The organism is Pseudanabaena yagii GIHE-NHR1, assembly GCF_012863495.1.
Lineage (GTDB): Bacteria > Cyanobacteriota > Cyanobacteriia > Pseudanabaenales > Pseudanabaenaceae > Pseudanabaena > Pseudanabaena yagii.
The window spans coordinates 435,065-454,140 of record NZ_JAAVJL010000001.1 but is presented as its reverse complement, the minus strand read 5'-3'; the positions used below and the strand labels follow the sequence as shown (position 1 = coordinate 454,140).

17 protein-coding genes and 1 pseudogene are annotated in these 19,076 nt (G+C 44.1%); 6 read left to right on the top strand and 12 right to left on the bottom strand.

Annotation, left to right across the window (positions count from 1 at the left end; all coding sequences use genetic code 11):
- Positions 1-44: 44 nt before the first annotated feature.
- Together HC246_RS02215 and recO are read right to left on the bottom strand one after the other, a co-directional pair.
- Positions 45-1,448, bottom strand: a complete 1,404-nt coding sequence (locus tag HC246_RS02215; protein ID WP_169361965.1) for an MFS transporter — start codon at positions 1,446-1,448, stop codon at positions 45-47.
- A complete protein-coding gene (recO, locus tag HC246_RS02210) occupies positions 1,445-2,293 on the bottom strand; it encodes a DNA repair protein RecO (RefSeq protein WP_169361964.1) in 849 nt (282 codons plus the stop codon). The genes HC246_RS02215 and recO overlap by 4 nt, the downstream gene beginning before the upstream one ends.
- A 447-nt stretch (positions 2,294-2,740) precedes the next feature.
- Between recO and HC246_RS02205 the strand changes: the two genes are divergently transcribed.
- Positions 2,741-3,259: a GAF domain-containing protein gene (locus HC246_RS02205; RefSeq protein WP_169361963.1), complete on the top strand. Its 519-nt coding sequence runs from the start codon at positions 2,741-2,743 to the stop codon at positions 3,257-3,259.
- Here HC246_RS02205 and HC246_RS02200 read toward each other — a convergent pair.
- From HC246_RS02200 to HC246_RS02160, 9 genes and pseudogenes are all read right to left on the bottom strand, one after another.
- Positions 3,256-4,338, bottom strand: a complete 1,083-nt coding sequence (locus tag HC246_RS02200; RefSeq protein WP_169361962.1) for a glycosyltransferase family 4 protein — start codon at positions 4,336-4,338, stop codon at positions 3,256-3,258. The two genes, HC246_RS02205 and HC246_RS02200, sit on opposite strands and share 4 nt — an antisense overlap.
- Before the next feature lie 115 nt (positions 4,339-4,453).
- Positions 4,454-5,581 (bottom strand): geranylgeranyl reductase family protein, encoded by a 1,128-nt coding sequence (locus HC246_RS02195; protein WP_169361961.1) that lies wholly within the window; start codon positions 5,579-5,581, stop codon positions 4,454-4,456.
- A gap of 126 nt (positions 5,582-5,707) precedes the next feature.
- Positions 5,708-6,796 (bottom strand): glycine cleavage system aminomethyltransferase GcvT, encoded by a 1,089-nt coding sequence (gene gcvT, locus HC246_RS02190; RefSeq protein ID WP_169361960.1) that lies wholly within the window; start codon positions 6,794-6,796, stop codon positions 5,708-5,710.
- Positions 6,797-6,962: 166 nt separating this feature from the next.
- A pseudogene (locus tag HC246_RS26830) lies at positions 6,963-7,188 on the bottom strand (type II toxin-antitoxin system HicB family antitoxin).
- A gap of 23 nt (positions 7,189-7,211) precedes the next feature.
- Positions 7,212-7,559 carry a DUF5615 family PIN-like protein gene (locus HC246_RS02180; RefSeq protein WP_169361959.1) on the bottom strand — a complete coding sequence of 116 codons (348 nt, stop codon included), beginning with the start codon at positions 7,557-7,559 and terminating at the stop codon, positions 7,212-7,214.
- 2 nt (positions 7,560-7,561) lie between these two features.
- Positions 7,562-7,810, bottom strand: coding sequence for a DUF433 domain-containing protein (locus tag HC246_RS02175; protein WP_169361958.1), 249 nt, complete (start codon positions 7,808-7,810; stop codon positions 7,562-7,564).
- Between the two features lie 36 nt (positions 7,811-7,846).
- Positions 7,847-8,425, bottom strand: a complete 579-nt coding sequence (lepB, locus tag HC246_RS02170; RefSeq protein ID WP_169361957.1) for a signal peptidase I — start codon at positions 8,423-8,425, stop codon at positions 7,847-7,849.
- Positions 8,426-8,485: 60 nt separating this feature from the next.
- Positions 8,486-9,184: a signal peptidase I gene (gene lepB, locus HC246_RS02165; RefSeq protein WP_169361956.1), complete on the bottom strand. Its 699-nt coding sequence runs from the start codon at positions 9,182-9,184 to the stop codon at positions 8,486-8,488.
- 69 nt (positions 9,185-9,253) lie between these two features.
- Positions 9,254-11,080, bottom strand: a complete 1,827-nt coding sequence (locus HC246_RS02160) for an aspartate kinase (RefSeq protein WP_169361955.1) — start codon at positions 11,078-11,080, stop codon at positions 9,254-9,256.
- Between the two features lie 378 nt (positions 11,081-11,458).
- Here HC246_RS02160 and gpmI point away from each other — a divergent pair, with 378 nt between their 5' ends.
- From gpmI to HC246_RS02140, 4 genes are all read left to right on the top strand, one after another.
- Positions 11,459-13,063: a 2,3-bisphosphoglycerate-independent phosphoglycerate mutase gene (gene gpmI / locus HC246_RS02155; RefSeq protein ID WP_169361954.1), complete on the top strand. Its 1,605-nt coding sequence runs from the start codon at positions 11,459-11,461 to the stop codon at positions 13,061-13,063.
- A 332-nt stretch (positions 13,064-13,395) separates the two neighbouring features.
- Positions 13,396-14,226, top strand: a complete 831-nt coding sequence (locus HC246_RS02150) for a dienelactone hydrolase family protein (RefSeq protein WP_169361953.1) — start codon at positions 13,396-13,398, stop codon at positions 14,224-14,226.
- 420 nt (positions 14,227-14,646) lie between these two features.
- Complete coding sequence (locus HC246_RS02145; protein WP_169361952.1) at positions 14,647-15,363, top strand: SDR family oxidoreductase; 717 nt, start codon at positions 14,647-14,649, stop codon at positions 15,361-15,363.
- Positions 15,364-15,646: 283 nt separating this feature from the next.
- Complete coding sequence (locus tag HC246_RS02140; protein WP_211167600.1) at positions 15,647-17,806, top strand: hypothetical protein; 2,160 nt, start codon at positions 15,647-15,649, stop codon at positions 17,804-17,806.
- Positions 17,807-17,810: 4 nt separating this feature from the next.
- Here the strand turns inward: HC246_RS02140 and HC246_RS02135 are convergent, their stop codons facing one another.
- On the bottom strand, positions 17,811-18,746 hold the full coding sequence (locus HC246_RS02135) for an IS5 family transposase (protein ID WP_169364403.1): 936 nt from the start codon (positions 18,744-18,746) through the stop codon (positions 17,811-17,813).
- 55 nt (positions 18,747-18,801) lie between these two features.
- Between HC246_RS02135 and HC246_RS02130 the strand changes: the two genes are divergently transcribed.
- Positions 18,802-19,065: a hypothetical protein gene (locus HC246_RS02130; protein WP_211167599.1), complete on the top strand. Its 264-nt coding sequence runs from the start codon at positions 18,802-18,804 to the stop codon at positions 19,063-19,065.
- Positions 19,066-19,076: the final 11 nt, after the last annotated feature.

Here is a 19,076-nt window from a genome sequence, read left to right as displayed (position 1 = left end):
CCTCTCTCAAAAGCCCGTTTCAAATTATCCCGAACTCGCTTTCTTTAGGACTCGATCAGTTGACGGGCAATGTACCAAGTGAGGATGCCTGTAAATAGCGCGATCGCACTGAGAGCAAAGATTACTTGCTGCAATCCGAAATAGGACTCGGCGATGCCTGCGACCGATAGGGGCAAACTGAGGGCAATATTTACAGCATTATTTTGTAAGCCGAAGACTTTACCGCGTACATCTTCAGGAGTTTCTTCTTGAATTACTGTTTGCATAGGGATCACGCATAGACCTGCAAAAATCCCTGTACCTGCGATCGCGATTAGTCCTAATCCAAAGCGATCGCTAAAAAATCCTAGCATTGTTAAAAATACAGCCATACCAATCGAGCCAACGAGAGCAAGGGTTTGGCGACTACAGCGATCGCCTAGTTTTGCCACAATGCCAGCACCGATCGCCATCCCTAAACTAGCCACTGCCAATAAAAAGCCAAACTGCTCAGACTTAATTTCGGGCATGACCTCCGCTAAACGCACAGCCAGTACGGTTAACGCCGCAATAATCGAAAAGGTACAAATCAACTGAATCAAAGCTGATAGCGAAGTTTTTTTATCCTTGAGATATTGTAAACCCTCTTTAATGTCATTCCAGAGATGAAAGCTATCACGGTGCAGATCCTCTTTCGTTTCACCCGTTTTTAAGAGGATTAAGATGATCCCTGCGATTAAGTAACTACCACCTACAAGCACTTCTTGCCCAAAATTGTGCCACAGATGATCGGATAGAGCGAGGAGGGGTTCACCGAGAGCAAAGCCTAAAATTAGCGCTGCCATAATCGTCGTTGTGTAGAGCGAATTTGCAGATAATAGCTTTGGCTTCTCGACTACGAGTGTAATCGCAGACTGTTCCGCAGGTGTAAAGAACTGCGTAAAAGTAGAGACTAAAAACGTAATACATAATAATCCCCAAAATCCAGTCGGTGCGCCCCAAGGTAACACACTATTTTTGGTGATCCAGAGTAATAGCGGAATGCTCAGCACCAAGGCTCCGCGCAGAATATTGGAGCTAACTAAAACTGTTTTTTTCTTCCAGCGATCGACATATACACCTGCGATCGACCCAAATAGAATCGCAGGAATTGTAAATGCCACCATAACTGCGGAAACCCAACCGCTAATAGTCTCGCCTTCATGCTGAAATTGTGTAGAGACGATCGCAATGACGAGTACGAGAAAAATCTTATCGGCAATCTGGGAAAAAACTTGACCACTCCACAGTGATAAAAAGTTAGGATTGCGAAGGACAGATTGGGAATCAACGGGATCGACACTAGTAGTATCAATCTGCGAATCGCTGGTTTCTATGGTCTGCTGGTGATCGGCATGATGTGGATCAACGTGGTGGGGATCGTGATGTTCAGGGAAATTCGGTGTGGGCGGATCGAATAAATGGGTCATATATTAAAAAAGCAGTTGTCAATCAGTGCCGAAGACTGGATTGGTCTATCAAAATGATACTGTGCGTAGGCTCGTAACAATCTTTCGACTGTAAGCCAATCTGTTGTCTGTGACTTTAAAATATTATCGGTTAAATCGGTTTGTGCAAGTTCCTGAATCGCCAAGAGTTCAGGAGCATTTAGGTAATGGCTAATCCGATTATGGATCGCGTCATTGCCGATGATCTCCATGCCATTGATAGGGCGATCGCTATTCGGATTACCGTCACTAGGAGGATCGGTTATTTCCAGATTAATCACCCCACCACCAACGATACTAAATCCAGCCTTCCATTTCGGAATTTCGCGATTGGCAATTACAGGACGTTGCGAAATGCAGCAGCTATGTACCTGCGGGGCAAAACCTGCGATCGCGAGCAAGTGATAAGTACCATGCGCCAAGCAAGCCAAGACATGGTTATTTTCGGCATCCTGAATGCGATTGAGATGCTCAACTAGTACTAAAAATAATTCCTCTTGAGGTTGTGCTGATAGCGCCTGCATCAGAGCCAGTTCCGATAAATATTGAGCAGCCGTGAGCTTAGCCAGAGTTTTCCCCAAACCTACAAAAGATTGCACCATTTCCGCATTTTTAATCCGATCCATCGATCGCCCCACGGAAATTTGCAGATCATTGACGACAAATAAACCAGAGCGTCCTGCCATTGCCGAGCGATGTTTACGTGCCCCAGTAGCTACTGCTTTGATCAAGCCATATTCCTTAGTAAGGATCGTCAATAGGCGATCGTGCTCACCCAAGGGCATTCCCTTAAGATTAATTCCTGTAGCTTGATATTCTTTTGGCAAGATTTTGACTCGCTACTAAGTAAAAAAACTCATATCTAAAGTATAGCTTTTTTTAATAGGAATAAAGAGACTTAAATCTTAAAAGCCTTACTAGAAAGGTGTTTTAGACTCTGTTGCGCCATATCCACAACAGATATAAGTATAAAGAATATTTCTTGGTATCCATATCTTGCTATTTTTTTAGTAAGCATTGTTATATGTACTGCACACAAGATTAAAATTAGAAACTATTAAAAGATATGGCAGAACCTGCGACAACTATTCAGTGTCCTTGATATTAAATAAATACAGACTTTTAGGGTTTTGTATAGTACAAATAAATTTTCCAAGAGATTACCTCGCAAGCTTTTTGAGAATTTATTTGGGACTTAAGAAAGCACAAAGGATGTCTTATTCAGCAATTTTCGGATTTTTAACCTTTTTCAGCTTTATTTGTTATCTCTTGCAATGATGAATCCTGCCAATCGCGGTTTGAATTCGGTTTTAACTCGAATTACCAATAAATTACAACAAGACTCCTTGGTTCATGATGCCTTACATGAACTGCGGGAGTGCTTAGATGTTGATCGCGTGGCTTTGTATTATTTCTATTCTCATTGGAAGGGACAGGTAACCTTTGAAGCTTTGAGCGATCATAAGTATTCGATCATTTGTTCAACGGGTGCTGATGAATGTTTTAAACGAGAGTATGCGGATTTGTATATAGCTGGGCGTATTTATTGGGCAGATGATATTGAAATTGCTCCTATCAGTGATTGCCACCGTGATTTCTTAAGAAGTTTGCAAGTCCGCTCCAATTTAGTAGCCCCTGTGCTTAATAATGGCAAGCTATGGGGGCTATTGGTAGCCCATCATTGCCAAGACGTGAAAAAATGGGAGCATTCGGACATTACCTCCATGCGTTTATATTCTCAAGGTTTATCGGCTGCACCATCTATTCAAAGCGAAGTTTTAGACTTTGACTAAATTTTGTAGTTGGTGATGAGTTGCTCAAACCATTTCTCTAAGCGATCACCCCAGACTTCTAGGGAATATTCCGCTTCTAATTGCTGACGACAGACTAAGCGATCGATTTGATCTAACTGAGAAACTGCCTTAATCAATCCTGCGACACTTCCCATATCCACAAGAAATCCTGTCTTACCGTGGCGCACAATTTCCGTCAGTCCACCGCTACGATAGGAAATCACAGGTACTCCACAGGCAAACGCCTCGATCGCCGCATTACCAAAAGCCTCGATCCAGCGTGGTGTCATTAACAAAGCACTCGATTGACCTAGTTTTTGCTGTAACTCATGGGTAGATAAAAATCCTTCATAATGGATTTCTGCCTTCGGGAAATCGGTTTGAATCTGTTGCCAATAGGCTTGATCTTGAATGAGTCCAAATACTCGTAGTGGTAAACCTGTCGCTTGAGCAGTTTCGGCGGCATCCTCTAGTCCCTTTTCAGGAGAGATGCGTCCTACCCATGCCAGACTAGGTTGTTCAGGCTTTGCCACAAAATTGTATTGGGTGACATCAATGCCTTTGCCCATAATCATCAAGCGATCGCCATCGCTAAAGGTATTAGCGCAGGCTCGAGTATTGACAGCGATCGCCTGAGGACAAAGCTTGACTGTTTTGCTGACCATCGCATCGATCACAGGCGAGAGGGATGACATACTAATCCAATGGGCGATCGGGCGATGGAAGAATGGTGTGAGATATAGAGGTAGCCAATCGTAGGCAAAATTGAATAATAAATCAAACTGATCTTGGACTTCTCTCGCGTAACTCCACATATTTTCGAGAACAGAATCTTGGGGCAATACGACCATATCTGTTCCGACTTGAGTTTGGGCGGAAACTTGGCTATTGCCTGCTATTGGGGTTAGTTTCGTGACATTGGTAACAGAACCTTCAGGAGCAACTATTTCCACTTCATGACCTTTTGCCATGAGTGCCTTAGCTGCATTCTGAAGAGTTAATTCTACGCCGCCCCCAATTCCAGAACCTAATGCACCTACGGGAGTAGATAAAAACAGTAACCGATATTTTTTATTCATCTCTTTATTCTTACAGTAATAACCGCAAAGAAATTTTTAAAAGCGTTGCGAAGCAACGCTTTTAAAAATTTCTTTGCGCCATAAAATAAGAGTCGCGCAAAGCGCGACCCTTATTTTATTTTATACCCATTAATCCTTTCGTGAGGCGCTTCACCGCAGCCCCTGCAACATCGCGATAACGCAACTCACCACAGAGAATCTTACCCATACGTTGACTAGCACTGGGGCGCTTCACTCCCATTTTGTAACCGAAACTGGGAATGCGATAGAAAATATTGGCAATGCGCTGTGCCCACACCATATCTTCACCCCATTCTTCATGGACTCTCTGGGTATATTGCTTTAGAGCATCATTATTACCGCCGATCGCTTCATCGATCGCTTGCCCTGCAAACATGCCTGTTAACAAGGAAGGACGGATTCCTTCGGCAGTAAAGGGATCGACAATACATGCCGATTCACCAGTGAGGAGAGCATTTTGGGTGTGTAGCGGTTGGTTTCCATCCCATAAACAGAGAGGATGCCCATATTGCTTAATGGAAGTGATATCAATGCCAAACTTTTCCGCGTAGGCAGCACCAAGCTCTTTAAGATTTTGCTTCTCACCACCAAGGAATGTACCTGCACCAATGGAATAACCGTCAGGTTTAGGGAAGTTCCAGATATAACCATTTTGGACAGAACCAAAATCAAAATGGGCGGCACTCACATCGGGCGCAGAGTGAGGCGCTTCGACTTCGAGGGCGGCTCCCATGCGGCGTTTTCTTTCTTTAAATCCTAGCCATTTCGCCATTGTGCCTTTTGCTCCATCGGCAGCAATTACATACTTAGCTTCAAAGACATCATTTTCAGTTTTGACTAACCAGCGATCGCTTTTCCATTCAATTCCTGTAACGCCAGTATTGTCGCGGAGTTCTACGCCTAATTTTTGGGCTTGCTGGACGAGATAATGATCAAAGACATCGCGGCGCACCATCCACACTGGTTCTTTGGTAGTTAGTTCCACCAGTTCAGGATCGCCCATTTGCCATGTGTAGCGAATATTGCTGACGGTCAATGCAACTGCTGGCGAAAAGTCAAAGTCAAACCACTCTTGTACCATCGGCGAAACGCCACCACCACAAGGCTTGTATCGAGGCAGGCTTTCTTTTTCGAGTAACAAAACCGAACGTCCTCGTTTTGCCAAATGATAGGATGCTGAACCACCAGATGGACCTGCTCCCACAACAATGCAGTCGTACATAGGAAAATTTCTTTTAGGTAAAGGTAAGAAAATCTTTTAGATTCTACCTTTAAACGTAAATTATGGGTCAATCGCCAATTCATAGAATCAACCAAGGGCAGTGCTTGGCACTGCCCTTGGTTGAGATTACAAAAAGTTACGCTTAACTACCTTGGCAGGAAATTCTTTGTCACGGATTTGGACTTGGACGATTTGCCCCATCTTGGCGAGATGGGGTGGTACATAACCAAAGGCGATCGCCTTTCCTAATGTTGGTGACATCGTGCCACTGGTGACGATCCCCACAGTTTCGCCTTCAAAGCGAATCGGATAATCATGACGAGCAATATTGCGACCTTCCAATTCCAAACCAACTAATTTACGAGGCACTCCATTCTGTTTTTGATCTTCAAGAACAGCACGTCCGTAGAATTCTCCCTTCTCTTTGAGATGAATAATCCAATTGATATCCGCTTCCCAAGGTGTAGTGCTATCGTTCATGTCCTGCCCATAAAGGTGCATTCCTGCTTCGAGTCGCAGGGTATCGCGACAACCTAATCCGCAAGGAACAACACCGAGGTTGAGAAGTTTTTGCCAAAGTGCCTTACCAGTTTCGATATCGGTCATAATTTCGCAGCCATCTTCGCCTGTGTAGCCTGTGCGTGCTACGAAGCTACGAACGCCTAGTACTTCTGTATAGGTATGCCCAAAGCGCAGTCTGGGTAATTTCATCAAGTCCGCACCGACTAGCTCCTGCAAAGTGGCGATCGCAGTTTTTCCCTGTACAGCAATTAATGTTTGAGATGCGGAGTTATCAACTAAGCGATCGCCTAAATGTTGTTGTAACCATGCCTTATCCTTTTCGGTGGTGGAAGCATTGACAATTACTGACCAATTTTCGCGATCGCCATCTGGCTCATGGTGATAAAAAATCACATCATCGATAATCCCACCTTGCTCATTGAGTAAGACTGTATATAGAGCCTGTCCTACCTTGACTCGACCTAAGTTCGATGGCACAAGTTTGTTTAAGGTTTCGAGAACGCCTTCCCCAGAAATGGCAAATTTACCCATGTGGGACACATCAAACATCCCCACCTGCGATCGCACGGCATTATGTTCGGCAATGATGCCTTTGTACTGCACGGGCATCTCCCACCCACCAAATTCTACTAATCGCGCACCAGAGCTAACATGAAGATCATACAAAGGGGTGCGCTTGAGAGAGTTGCTCATGATTGCCATTGAAAAAATTGGTTACATCTATAGATTATGCAATCTGAAGTGACGATTGTTATTGACCATACCCAAACATCATGCAGGCTTGCTCAAACTGCGATCGCCAGAACAAAAGACGACTCAATGTCCAATCCCAATCCCCAAGGTTGAGCATCCTTCGATTTTATGCAGCTTGCAAAATTGGAATTGTTTGAAACTTTTGGCGCTTGGGCAATGGTTCACCTTTTTCTATAGCAGATTCTACTAGCAGTTCAATCACTTCTTGAGCATTTTGAATTGCTTCTAAGTAAGTATTCTCTGCAAGGTTGCATCACATCTGTAAATTCAGGTAAAAAGACAACAAAGCAGTTATCTTCATCAGACCATTGAATGAGAATTGTGTAGCGCATCGATTGATGATTATTCATTAATTTTAGCTTCTACGAATCCGAATTTTTTGTTTTGAAGCAATCACAACGGCTCCAGCTTCTAAATCTTGACCATAACTAGACAGTACTTCTTCAAATAGTGACATTCTTTCTGAGCGAGGCAAATTTTCCAATCTTAAAACTCCACAATGTTGTCTTGCCTGTAGCCAAATCATTTGCTCAAAATCAGAATCCGTCGTAATGATAATGCGTCTTTCTCTTACCGCCCAATTCAGAATCTCACTATCACTCATTTTGCGATCAACATCGCGTACACAAACAACATCATGACCAGAATCCAGCAATAAACTCAATAAAGCTCCACTTGCATTCATATCAAGTAAAAATCTCATGACTATGATGCAACCGACCTTTCAAAAATTTCCTCATTAGCTACTAGACGATAGGCATAGAGTAATGCTGCATAAATATCAGCAATTTCTAAATCTGGATAATCCTCCAAAATTTCCTGCATTGCCGATCCCTTAGACAAAAGCTCTAAAATCATCGCCACAGAAATTCTCATACCGCGAATTGTGGGCTTACCACCCAAAATATTGCGGTCAAAAGTAATTCTTGATAACAAGGATTCATTAGTTGACATAAATCTATCCTGTCCTATCTCTTGTTGTTTTAGATATTACTTACTTGTTGTAATTGCACCTAACCGATCGCCAAAAGGAAAGAATCTAATAGTTGCTTTACCAATGACATTTTCTTTTGGTAAAAATCCCCAAATATGCGAATCATTACTGTGATTGCGATTGTCGCCCATCATCCAGTAATGACCTTTGGGAACGACTACTTCACGCATCGTATATTTTGGAGCTTCTGCAATATAGGACTCATCAAGAGCTTCACCATTGCGATAGACCTTGCCATTCTTAACCGCAATGCGATCGCCTTCCACACCGATCAATCGCTTAATGTAAGCCTTGCTCGTATCACTGGTTGCAGGTGTAGCAGGCGGATAGAAAATTAAAATATCGCCGTATTGAGGTTCTTGCCAACGTTGCGAAATTTTGTCTACTAAAATGCGATCGCCCACTTGCAAAGTCGGCTCCATTGAGCCAGAGGGAATGAAGCGTGGCTCAACGATAAAAGCACGGAGGAAAATAGCGATCGCAAGGGCAACAGCAAAAATCCGAATCGTTTCACCATGTTGTTGCCACCAAGGTTTGACGGTCACTTGCGAATCGAGCTTATTTTCTGTGGACATGAATCAATATCTATATATATTTGAGCTAACTAAAACTATGTGCGCGACCTGCCCATAGTTTTAATATTTAGGAACAGTCAAGTTACCCGCACGACTATCAAAGGGCCAGTAGCGAAACATCGCACGCCCAACGATATTTTCCTCTGGCATGAAGCCCCACGCATGGGAATCCAAACTGTTATTGCGGTTATCACCCATCACCCAATATTTACCATTGGGGACAGTGAAATATGGATAATCCTTTCCTGATTGCACATTAGAGGGACGGAAGCAATTAGGACAGAGGGCATCATCTTGGGTCGGCAAGGTGTAATTTGGTGGAGCAGCAATGTATGGCTCATTTAGAGGCGCATCATTTATAAAGACTTTGCCATCATGAATGCTAATGCGATCGCCTGGTAAGCCAATGACGCGCTTGATATAAACCTTAGTGGCATCAGGCACTACAGGAACATTGGGTGGATTAAAGACAATGATTTCGCCACGTTCAGGTTTGCGCCAGCGAAAGGAAAGTTTATCAATAATTAGGCGATCGTCAATTAATAAGGTTGGCTCCATTGAGCTGGAGGGAATATAGCGTGGTTCTGCCACAAATATTCGGACTCCGACCGCTAATAAGATCGCAACTGTCACCGTCGGTAAATTGTCCGCCAAAATAGTTTTGAGCGAACGTTCCTGTGCTGGTGGCACTTGTTTCGGATCAGATGGCGGATTTACTGGAGACTGATCTGGGCGATCGCTAGAATTATCAGATGACATAGAAATGCTCGCGGAATATGTACTTATCTTAAAGCGTCTTTAGTAAGTGTGGCGCAAAGCGCCCACTTACTACTTTTTCAAGACACTGGGAACTTCGATCGCGCGATCGCCAGAAAGGTTAAATTCTTGATGAATTAGTTTTAGTGCTTGTTCCGCTTGATTATCGCGTACTACACAGCTAACTTTAATTTCAGATGTGGCGATCATCTCAATATTAATGCCTGCATCTGCTAATGCTCCAAACATCCGTGCAGCAATACCAGACTGATTGATCATCCCTGACCCCACGATGCTGACTTTACTAATATCGTCATCACAGGATACTTCGCCATAACCGAGATCGGTCGCGACCTGCTTCAGTGCGGTTTCTGCTTTAGCCAGATCCGTAATTGCTACTGTAAAGGCAATCTCATTGACATCGCGATCGGACTGGGACTGCACGATCATGTCTAAGCTAATATTTTGCTCAGCTAATTGCTCAAGGATCTGCGCCGCCATCCCCGGACGATCAGGTACTTTTTGGACAGCGATTCTGGCGCGATTGCGATCGAGGGCAACGCCTCTCACTGGTGGGTTATTGGCATTACCGATGTTTTTTTCTTGGGAGGTTTCTGTCTGTACAGGCACATCAAAGGCTTTTTGGAGAGCAGCGATCGCCGCTTCGCCATCGGTTGCGGCAATCACACAGCTAATTTTAATTTCCGAGGTAGAGATCATCTGAATATTAACTCCAGCCTCAGCCAGTGCCGAGAACATTTTGGCCGCAACTCCCGGACGACCGATCATCCCAACTCCAATAATGCTGATTTTGGCAACATTGGAGTCAATAGTAACTGAGCTTGCGCCAATCTCTAGGCTACGGGTGACTAATTCCGCTAGCTGCAATTGATTTTGAGGAATCGTAAAGGCTATATCATTAACACCCTCAGTTTCTTGCACCGCTTGGATGATCAAGTCCACATTTACGCCTTGCTCAGCAAGGGGCTTGAACAATTGCGAGGCGATCCCCGGACGATCAGGGATTTGCAAGAGGGCAATTTTGACTTGATCGTAATCAATGGAAACGTTTTCCACAAAACGATTTACTTCTAATGTTTTCAAATCGCCTGTCCCAATGCGGGGTGAGGTAATTACTGTCCCGGGATCATCGAGCCAACTCGATCGCACACACATTTTTACGCCAAAGTTCCGCGCAATTTCGACCGATCGCGGATGCAAGACCTTTGCACCTAAGCTAGCCAGCTCTAACATTTCATCGCAAGTAATCTCATCGAGCATTTGCGCCTTGGGGACAATGCGGGGATCGGTGGTGAGAATTCCCGGAACATCGGTATAAATCTCACAAACATCTGCCTCAATCGCCGCCGCGATCGCCACTGCTGAAGTATCCGAGCCACCCCGTCCTAAGGTCGTGATTTCTGTACTTGGTAAACCTGTTGCTGCATCAATCGCCACCCCTTGGAAACCTGCGATCACCACAACCTTACCCCGAGCCAACTCTGATTTAATTTGGTCGGGTTCTACATACAAAATTCTGGCGCGAGTATGGTTTGGCTCGGTGACTACCCGTACTTGCGAACCGTTCATGGCGATCGCAGGTTGACCCACTGCTTGCAGAGCCATACTCAACAAAGCGATCGTTACCTGTTCACCCGTTGCCAAGAGCAGATCAGTCTCACGCTCTTTAGCAGCAATTTCTTCAAGGGTTTGGGCATGGGTTGCGGATACAGATTCCGCAAGGGCAACCAGACCATCCGTGGTTTTGCCCATCGCCGACACTACAACTACGACTTGATTACCCGCATCAACTGTCCGCTTAATGCGATCGCGTACTGCTTTAATGCGATCGGCATCGGCTACGGAGGAGCCACCATATTTTTGAACTATTAGCGCCATTCGTGGGGAAATTTTGTAAACCTGAGAGAATTTCTGAAGATGTTCTGCCCAATAACCGAAGTCCAGTCAACTCACTCAAGTTAACTAATTCAAGTCAAAGCATTACAGCTTATCTATAATACATTTCATCTAGGCGATCGCCATACAAGGTCTTTACCTAAAAGATAAGTGACGGTGTTTTGCACCGCCACTTATCTTTTGGGCTGATTACTTTTTTCAAAGTAGCAATCTATACATTTGGGACATTGTTAAAAGTTTTTTGCGATACATTGCGATCGCGCTAATTGCCAAGTATTGTTAAGATAATCCGTAAATTTGCTCTGATGGTATTATTGCCAAGTCAGGAGTGAACGTGTACTTAACAAGGAACTGTCTTTTATGCAAACGGGGTCTGTTTCTCCACTGGTTCTGATCATTTTGGACGGCTGGGGATATAGAGAAGAAACCGAGGGCAATGCGATCGCCGCAGCAAATACTCCTGTCATAGATAGTCTGTGGAGTACTTACCCCAAAACTCTCCTCCAAGCCTCTGGCAAGGATGTCGGCTTACCCAAAGGTCAAATGGGCAACTCAGAAGTTGGTCATTTGAATATTGGCGCAGGTCGAGTCGTCCCCCAAGAATTAGTTAGAATTTCTGATGCTGTAGATGATGGCTCACTATTAGCCAATCCTGCACTAGTCAATGTTTGCGACCAAGTCAAAGCTAATAATGGCAAGTTACACCTAATTGGGCTTTGCTCTGACGGTGGTGTACATTCTCATATCGAGCATTTATTAGGTTTGATCGACTTAGCAAAGGCTCAGGGTATCCAAGATGTCTGTATCCATGCCATTACTGATGGTCGCGACACCTTGCCCCAGTCTGGAATTAACTTTATTAAGTTATTGCAAGCATATCTTCATAAAACTGGCACTGGGCGCATCGTTACTATTAGCGGTCGCTATTTTGTGATGGATCGTGACAAGCGTTGGGATCGAGTCCAAAAAGCCTATGAAGTCTTGACTAATGATCAAATCACAACTGAGCTAACTTCAGCAGTCGATGTGCTAGCTGCGGCTTATCAGGAAAAAATCACCGATGAGTTTTTGCCGCCAACAAGAATTGCTCATGGTGCGGTCGCTGCAGGTGATGGTGTCATTTGCTTTAATTTCCGACCCGATCGCTCCCGTGAGATCACTCAAGCATTTGTATCTCCAAACTTCACGGGATTTGAACGTGAGCGCATAGAGCCTCTTGCCTATGCCACCTTCACCCAGTACGACAGTTCACTATCGATCCCTGTTGCCTTCTTGCCCCAAAACTTGACTAATCTCCTAGGTCCAGTTGTAGCCAGTCATGGACTTAAGCAATTACGTCTAGCCGAAACTGAAAAATATGCCCATGTCACATATTTCTTTGATGGTGGTATGGAAGAAGCCAGCGAAGGTGATGATCGTATATTGGTCAATAGTCCAAGGGTATCGACCTATGACCAAGAGCCAGCTATGTCGGCAACTGAAGTAACCAGAATTGCTTCAGAGGCGATCGCCAAGCGGATTTATTCGCTGATCGTGATCAATTACGCGAATCCTGACATGGTTGGACATACTGGTAACTTTGAAGCAACCATCAAGGCTCTGGAACATGTAGATCGATGTTTGGGCAATCTCCTGTCTAGTATCGCGAATGCAGGTGGCACAGCTCTGATTACCGCCGATCATGGTAATGCGGAATGTATGTGGGATGAAGATGGCAATCCTTGGACAGCCCATTCCAGCAACCCTGTACCATTTATTCTGGTTGAGGGCGAAGGACGCAAGATTCATGGTCATGGTGCAGATGTCAAGCTCAAGCCCACAGGTGGTCGCCTTGCGGACATTGCACCAACTATTCTAGAAATCCTCCAAATTCCCAAACCTCCAGAAATGACTGGATTGTCTCTCTTGGAGCCAGCCAATTATGAAGTCAAAAAACTCAAAACACCAGTAAAAATCGGTAAATAACAAACAAGGGGCACAAATTGCCCCTTGTTTGTTATTTGGCAACTATAGCAATCCTAAATGGTATGTGGAAGCGCAACCCGAAGGGTTGCGCTTCCACATATATAAGAAGGCGAAAGCTGCAATACATCTATTTTCATTTTTAGGATGCAGAATATTAAGAGGCGATGAGCATGGCTGATCGTCTTATTTGTTTTTAACGAATTTTCTAAGCAAGCGTAAAACGGAAAAAATTATAAAGCGATTTTTTCGTTTTACACCATGTGCGTGACACACGCGCACATGGCTATATCAAACTCACGTTGTTTTTAAGGATATTTCAAGGGATTACAGCAATGTCAAAACTTACAAGGCGCGAGTTTATCGCCGTTAGTAGCCTAACTGCTGGATTTGCGATCGCTGTTCAGCCCATTTCCGCGAAAGTAATTACCACCACTAGTAAGGGGCTAATTGCAGGAGAAGTGAAAATCCCTGTCAGTGATGGCACGATTCCCGCCTATCGAGCACAACCCGCCAGAGGAAAAAATTTCCCCGTAATTTTAGTAATCCAAGAAATTTTTGGTGTTCATGCTCATATTCAAGATGTATGTCGTCGTCTAGCCAAATTAGGATATTTAGCGATCGCCCCCGAATTGTTTTATCGCCAAGGCGACGTATCAAAACTCGCCGATATTGCTCAAATTAGACCGATTGTGAGCAAGGTTCCTGATGCTCAGGTATTTGCTGACCTTGACGCAACCGTAGAATGGGCAGCCAAATCTGCACAGGGCGATATTCAAAAGTTGGGGATTACAGGATTCTGCTGGGGTGGCAGGATTACATGGCTCTATGCAGCCCATAATCCTAAGGTCAAGGCTGGTGTAGCTTGGTATGGCAAACTGGTGGGTGAATCGACAGAACTCACACCAAAGCATCCGATTGATATCGCCAAAAATTTACAAGTGCCAATTTTAGGACTTTATGGTGGTAAGGATACAGGTATTCCCCTAGAGACAGTTGAGCAAATGCGCGAGCAACTTAAGGGTTGCAGTGTTACCTCCGAAATCGTTGTCTATCCTGAAGCTCCCCATGCTTTTAATGCTGATTATCGCCCCTCCTACCGCCAAAAAGAAGCCGAAGATGGCTGGAAACGATTGAAAGCTTGGTTTAAGAAAAACGGAGTTTAAATGTGCATAGAGGATTGGCGTAGCCAATTCTCTATCAAACTTTAGAAGTAAAAGCCCTACTTCTGGACTTTGTAAAATTTATAAGCTTAACCAGACTTGGCATAAAAAAAGAACGCTATGCGTTCTTTTTTTATGCCAACTAGCTGTACGGCTCTTGCGGATAAAAAATGTTCCACCAAAGTTGATCTAGCTTCGACTTCGCTCAGCTAACGTTGGCTGAGCGGAGTCGAAGCCACAGGTACTTTAAGTAATAGCAAGTCTCTAATTACGAGAAAGTCTTATCGCATATACAAATCTCGTGAAGTACGGGGTTGTACCCAAGCCATAGGCTTGGGTACAACCCTATGTAACTCGCCTACTTGAAAAGCGCTATATTATGTAAAGGAATATAAAGTATTGTAAACAAATTGTAATTTTCAGATGCAAAACAAAGTTGTTGTCGTTGTCGGTGCAACAGGTGGGATTGGTTCAGCGCTTGTACCGAAATTAGCAGAAGCAGGTGCAAAATTAGTTCTCGTAGCCAGAGATATCCATAAATTAGAGGAACTCGTTAACAATCTCGAAGATGATTACGATGCTGAAGCGATCGCTATTCCTACAGATATTACGAAATATGCTCAAGTTGAAGGAATGGTGCGACAGGCGATCGCGCAGTTTGGACAGATTGATGTCTTAGTTAATGCCGCAGGTGCAGGTATTCTCAAACAATTCAATCGCATTGAGCCACAGGAACTTGATTACCTACTCGATCTCAATCTCAAAGGGAATTTTTATACGAGTCAGTTAGTTGCTAATGCGATGAAGGATCGCAAGATTGGACATATCTGTAATGTGATTGGCATTTTGGGTAAACATCCGATGGCAATGGCAGCCGCCTATTGTGCTTCTAAATTTGGAGCCGTTGGCTTTAGCAAATGTATGGCGGATGAGTTACGTCGCTTTGGAATTAAGGTAACTCTGTTTTATTTTGGGGGAATTGATTCGCCATTTTGGGATAATGTCAGTCTCAAAGTCGATCGCAGCAAAATGCTGACTCCCGAAACTGCGGCAAATGCAATTATGTTTGCCCTCTCGGCAGATCCTCAAGCTGTACCGATGGAAATCAATATTCAACCTGAAAGTCATTTATTCTTTTAAACACGTCAGTTCTTAAGCTTATAAATTTTACAATCCCATAAGTAAAAGTCTTGCTAAGCAAGGCTTTTACTTGAGAGAGCGTTAGCTATGCCAACCCTCTCTCACATCCTGTTTCTCGAAATCCCCTTAAGAAAGAATTGGTGCAATGCGCCGATTCTTTCTTAAGGGGATATTTGTTGCAAATTGCTGAGAAGTATTTCTATCTCGCCTAAATCACATTTAATGATAGATAGCCACTTTTTCTGGGGAAACCAGTCCTATAGCTTGGAGTTTGGAGAGCAAAATGAAAAAGCGACATCTATATATATTAACGATATTCATCACGATCGCCTCCTGTGGTGCAGCAATCAAAGCAGCAGAAGTATTTCAATCACGCACCGTCAAAATACCTAGTCCTGCGGAAATGTCAAAACTAGCGGACTCCTTCAGTGCCCAAGAAATTTCCCAACTGGAAATCGATGATGTCCTTCGCGATCGCCTCCGCTTCGATCCACAGTGGCAAGAAATCGTTCAAGCTATCCGCCAAGATATTATCGTTGCCAAATGGGGAAAAGATCCTGTCGCCAATCCCGCATGGAAAAAGTACGGAGCTAAAGCATATCCATTGCTGAGCTATTATGCGCGTTCCCGTGATGAAACTAGACAGAAGTATGGTATTGAAGGTATTCGCAATCTTGGTAAACCCTATACGACCATATGGCTCCGTGAACAAATTCAACGCCGCTTGACCTATCCTAGTTTGTACGAAATCGCTCCCTATGTCTCCGAGGATAAAAGTAAAGACTGGGAGAAAGATTTCGGATTAGATGATCCTCAAGTCCGCAAAGAGCTAATCAGTCTCGCCAAAGCTAATCTCGAACCCAAAAATTCTCCGCAATATTATAGTCAATTCAACTTGGAGTTTTTGACGAGACTCCTAGGCTATGAAGCCGTATATGGTAAATCCCCATACGAAAAAGATAAGAACTTCGCAGGTTTATCGGAATGGGTAAACTATGAGCAGTTATCAAAACCGACAGATAGTCAAATCAAGGCGGCGATCGCACTCTATCAAAAACTACCGAGTGATGCTCAGGAATATATCTTGGTCGAGCGACTTGGAGCGATTAAAGCGGGAGAAATTAGTCCCTTTGGTCGTGCCTTCTTCCGTTCTTTGATTAATGAACCAAATTCTAATGATCGGATTTGGGCGATCTCTGAACTAGATCGTCATGGGGATGCTCAAGGGACAGAACTCCTTCAAAATATTTTGAACAACGACCTATCCCAGCTTCATTCCCTCTCCAAGATCGTTAGTTATGAGAATTTCGCGAGTAAAGGTGATTATGCTTATTACCTACTCTTAGGGATGGTGACAAAATATCCGCAATCCAAATTTGTGATCGCCTGTCGTGAGTATGGAGATTTAACAGGACGCTCCTATTTTGATGGTGAGCCGCGTAGTCAAGACATCCTCTCGCGTAATGCTAACCGCACAGAGAAAGAACGCCTCAACGCATGGCAGGACTGGCTCAAGAAATATCCTAATCATTCTGGAGCCGATGATGCTAACTATTTCCTCGCCCTCAGTCTCCAAAACAACAATGACATTGTGGGAGCAATGAGACTGTGGATCAAAATCATGGTGCAATCCATGGGCGATCGCGATGCTCTCTATCTCGCTTTCCCCCATGTGCGGACTCTCCTCGATGTGGGACTGTCTATCGAACAAATGCAAACCCTCTTGCAAGAACCAGATAATCAACCCCTTGCACCACTGCTGCAATATGCGATCGCCATTCAATATGCGCGATCGCACAATTATGCGAAAGCCTTAGAAACCACTGCCAACTTAAATTTAGATACAATTCCCGACCGCATCCTCGAAGAATACTATTATCCTCAAGGTCGCTGGTGGCGTGAGGATAATCGAGTGGTTGATTTTAAGAAAGAAGCGCAATCACTCCTGAGTGAACAAAAACTACGCTGGCAAAAACTGCGCCAATGGCAAATCGAAAATACTCCCGAATCTCGCTACCAAATCGCTTCGGATTGGGCAGGAATGGGCGGATGGAAAAATGGCTATCTACCAATCTGGGATGGATTTCGCGCCTATCGCATCCCTACGGACTGGGAATGTGATAAGTGGTGGGTATGCGATGAATCCAAACGCAGTAGCTCTGAGATTTTGGCTAAATATCAAGGCGGTAGTCAAAATGCGATCGCCCTTTCCCTCTATCAAAATTTACTCGACGACAAAAATCTCTCTCCTGCGATTCGTGAAAAATCTTTGTATATGCTTGCCATGACCCTACTTGCCCAGTGGGAAAACCACACTTTCGCAGAAACCCAACGTATCCATCCCCCCGCAGGATTGAGTGCTAGTGGACAATATCGCCAACTCAGCAGTAGACGTAGGCTTTGTTGCATGAATAAAAAGAAGCCAAAAGATGGAGGATCTTAGAAAATTAACGAACAACAGGAGAGGAGAGAGGTTTAGCCAGTTGAATCATGCGATTAAGAGCAGCACATTTGATGAACAACTCAACCGCCTGATTGTCAAATTTACGAGAACATAAAGTAGCACCAAAGATTTTTTTGAAACGAAACATCGTAGTTTCTGCCAAAGAGCGCCGATGATAACCTGAGTCACGTTTCCATTTTTTACGCCCATGTTTACGGATATAACGGAGATTTTGGTCACGCGGATGTGGTGGAGCATTGGTATTGCCATGCTGCCAGATTTTGGCATCTTTGCGCGGAGGAATCACGGCTTTAGCACCATGTTGGGCAATCTCGTCATAACAATGACGATGGTCATAAGCTCCATCTGCGGAAACTTGAGCAATTTCAGCATCAATCGCATCGAGAATATCGGCGAGTACTTCTCCATCGTGGCAATCATTCGTGGTGACGACCGCAGCCAGTATTTCTCCTGTTGATTCATCGGCTCCTAGGTGTAATTTGCGCCATGTCCGTCTCTTACTAATTCCATGCTGCCGTGTTTTCCATTCCCCTTCGCCGTATACTTTGATCCCTGTCGAATCAACTACTACATGCACTGCTCCCTGTTTCGGGATTACTGGTAAGGTCACACTTAAACTTGCTGTCCGTCTTGACACGGTGCTGTGGTCTGGTACTGGTAAATCTATTCCCATCAAGGCAAATATTGACTCTAACAGTCCTTGCGTTTGTCTTCCTGCTTGCTGATATACCGCTTTGACCGTGATAAATGTCGCTATTGCTATATCACTGTAATCTTTGGAAGCTCCCCGTTTGCCACTTAATGTTTGATTTAACCATCCTTCAATTACTTCTTCGCTCATCCAAAAAGTCAGGCTTCCTCTTTGTTTTAGCCCTGCGTTATACTCTGTCCAGTTGCGGATCTCATGTTTCTGTGTCATTTGCTGGGACTCCATCTCCTGATTTTTATCTAATTTACCTTCTCTTCCCCTTTTTATGCAACAACGCCGTAGACGTAGCTACTCTTATCAAGATTACGAACAACGGGAAAAGAGTATGCTCTCTGACTACCAGCGACGAATCGATAGCATTATCACCGAGTTACAGGTCAAATTTCCTCAAAGTCCTTATATCGATGATTTACTATTTTCTAGCTTCTTTCTCAGTGAGCAACCCAGCTATTTACAAAGGCTACTAGAGAGATATCCTAACAGCGATCGCGCTGCTGAAGCCAGATTTCTGTTAGACCTAAAGAAATAAAGAGAGGGTGG

Bases quoted from the DNA above. Each gene is read 5' to 3' on its own strand.
- HC246_RS02215 (WP_169361965.1), bottom strand. From the start codon at position 1,448: ATGACCCATTTATTCGATCCGCCCACACCGAATTTCCCTGAACATCAC.
- HC246_RS02205 (WP_169361963.1), top strand. From the start codon at position 2,741: ATGATGAATCCTGCCAATCGCGGTTTGAATTCGGTTTTAACTCGAATT.
- HC246_RS02200 (WP_169361962.1), bottom strand. From the start codon at position 4,338: ATGAATAAAAAATATCGGTTACTGTTTTTATCTACTCCCGTAGGTGCA.
- HC246_RS02195 (WP_169361961.1), bottom strand. From the start codon at position 5,581: ATGTACGACTGCATTGTTGTGGGAGCAGGTCCATCTGGTGGTTCAGCA.
- gcvT (WP_169361960.1), bottom strand. From the start codon at position 6,796: ATGAGCAACTCTCTCAAGCGCACCCCTTTGTATGATCTTCATGTTAGC.
- HC246_RS02180 (WP_169361959.1), bottom strand. From the start codon at position 7,559: ATGAGATTTTTACTTGATATGAATGCAAGTGGAGCTTTATTGAGTTTA.
- HC246_RS02175 (WP_169361958.1), bottom strand. From the start codon at position 7,810: ATGTCAACTAATGAATCCTTGTTATCAAGAATTACTTTTGACCGCAAT.
- lepB (WP_169361957.1), bottom strand. From the start codon at position 8,425: ATGTCCACAGAAAATAAGCTCGATTCGCAAGTGACCGTCAAACCTTGG.
- lepB (WP_169361956.1), bottom strand. From the start codon at position 9,184: ATGTCATCTGATAATTCTAGCGATCGCCCAGATCAGTCTCCAGTAAAT.
- HC246_RS02160 (WP_169361955.1), bottom strand. From the start codon at position 11,080: ATGGCGCTAATAGTTCAAAAATATGGTGGCTCCTCCGTAGCCGATGCC.
- gpmI (WP_169361954.1), top strand. From the start codon at position 11,459: ATGCAAACGGGGTCTGTTTCTCCACTGGTTCTGATCATTTTGGACGGC.
- HC246_RS02150 (WP_169361953.1), top strand. From the start codon at position 13,396: ATGTCAAAACTTACAAGGCGCGAGTTTATCGCCGTTAGTAGCCTAACT.
- HC246_RS02145 (WP_169361952.1), top strand. From the start codon at position 14,647: ATGCAAAACAAAGTTGTTGTCGTTGTCGGTGCAACAGGTGGGATTGGT.
- HC246_RS02140 (WP_211167600.1), top strand. From the start codon at position 15,647: ATGAAAAAGCGACATCTATATATATTAACGATATTCATCACGATCGCC.
- HC246_RS02135 (WP_169364403.1), bottom strand. From the start codon at position 18,746: ATGACACAGAAACATGAGATCCGCAACTGGACAGAGTATAACGCAGGG.
- HC246_RS02130 (WP_211167599.1), top strand. From the start codon at position 18,802: ATGCAACAACGCCGTAGACGTAGCTACTCTTATCAAGATTACGAACAA.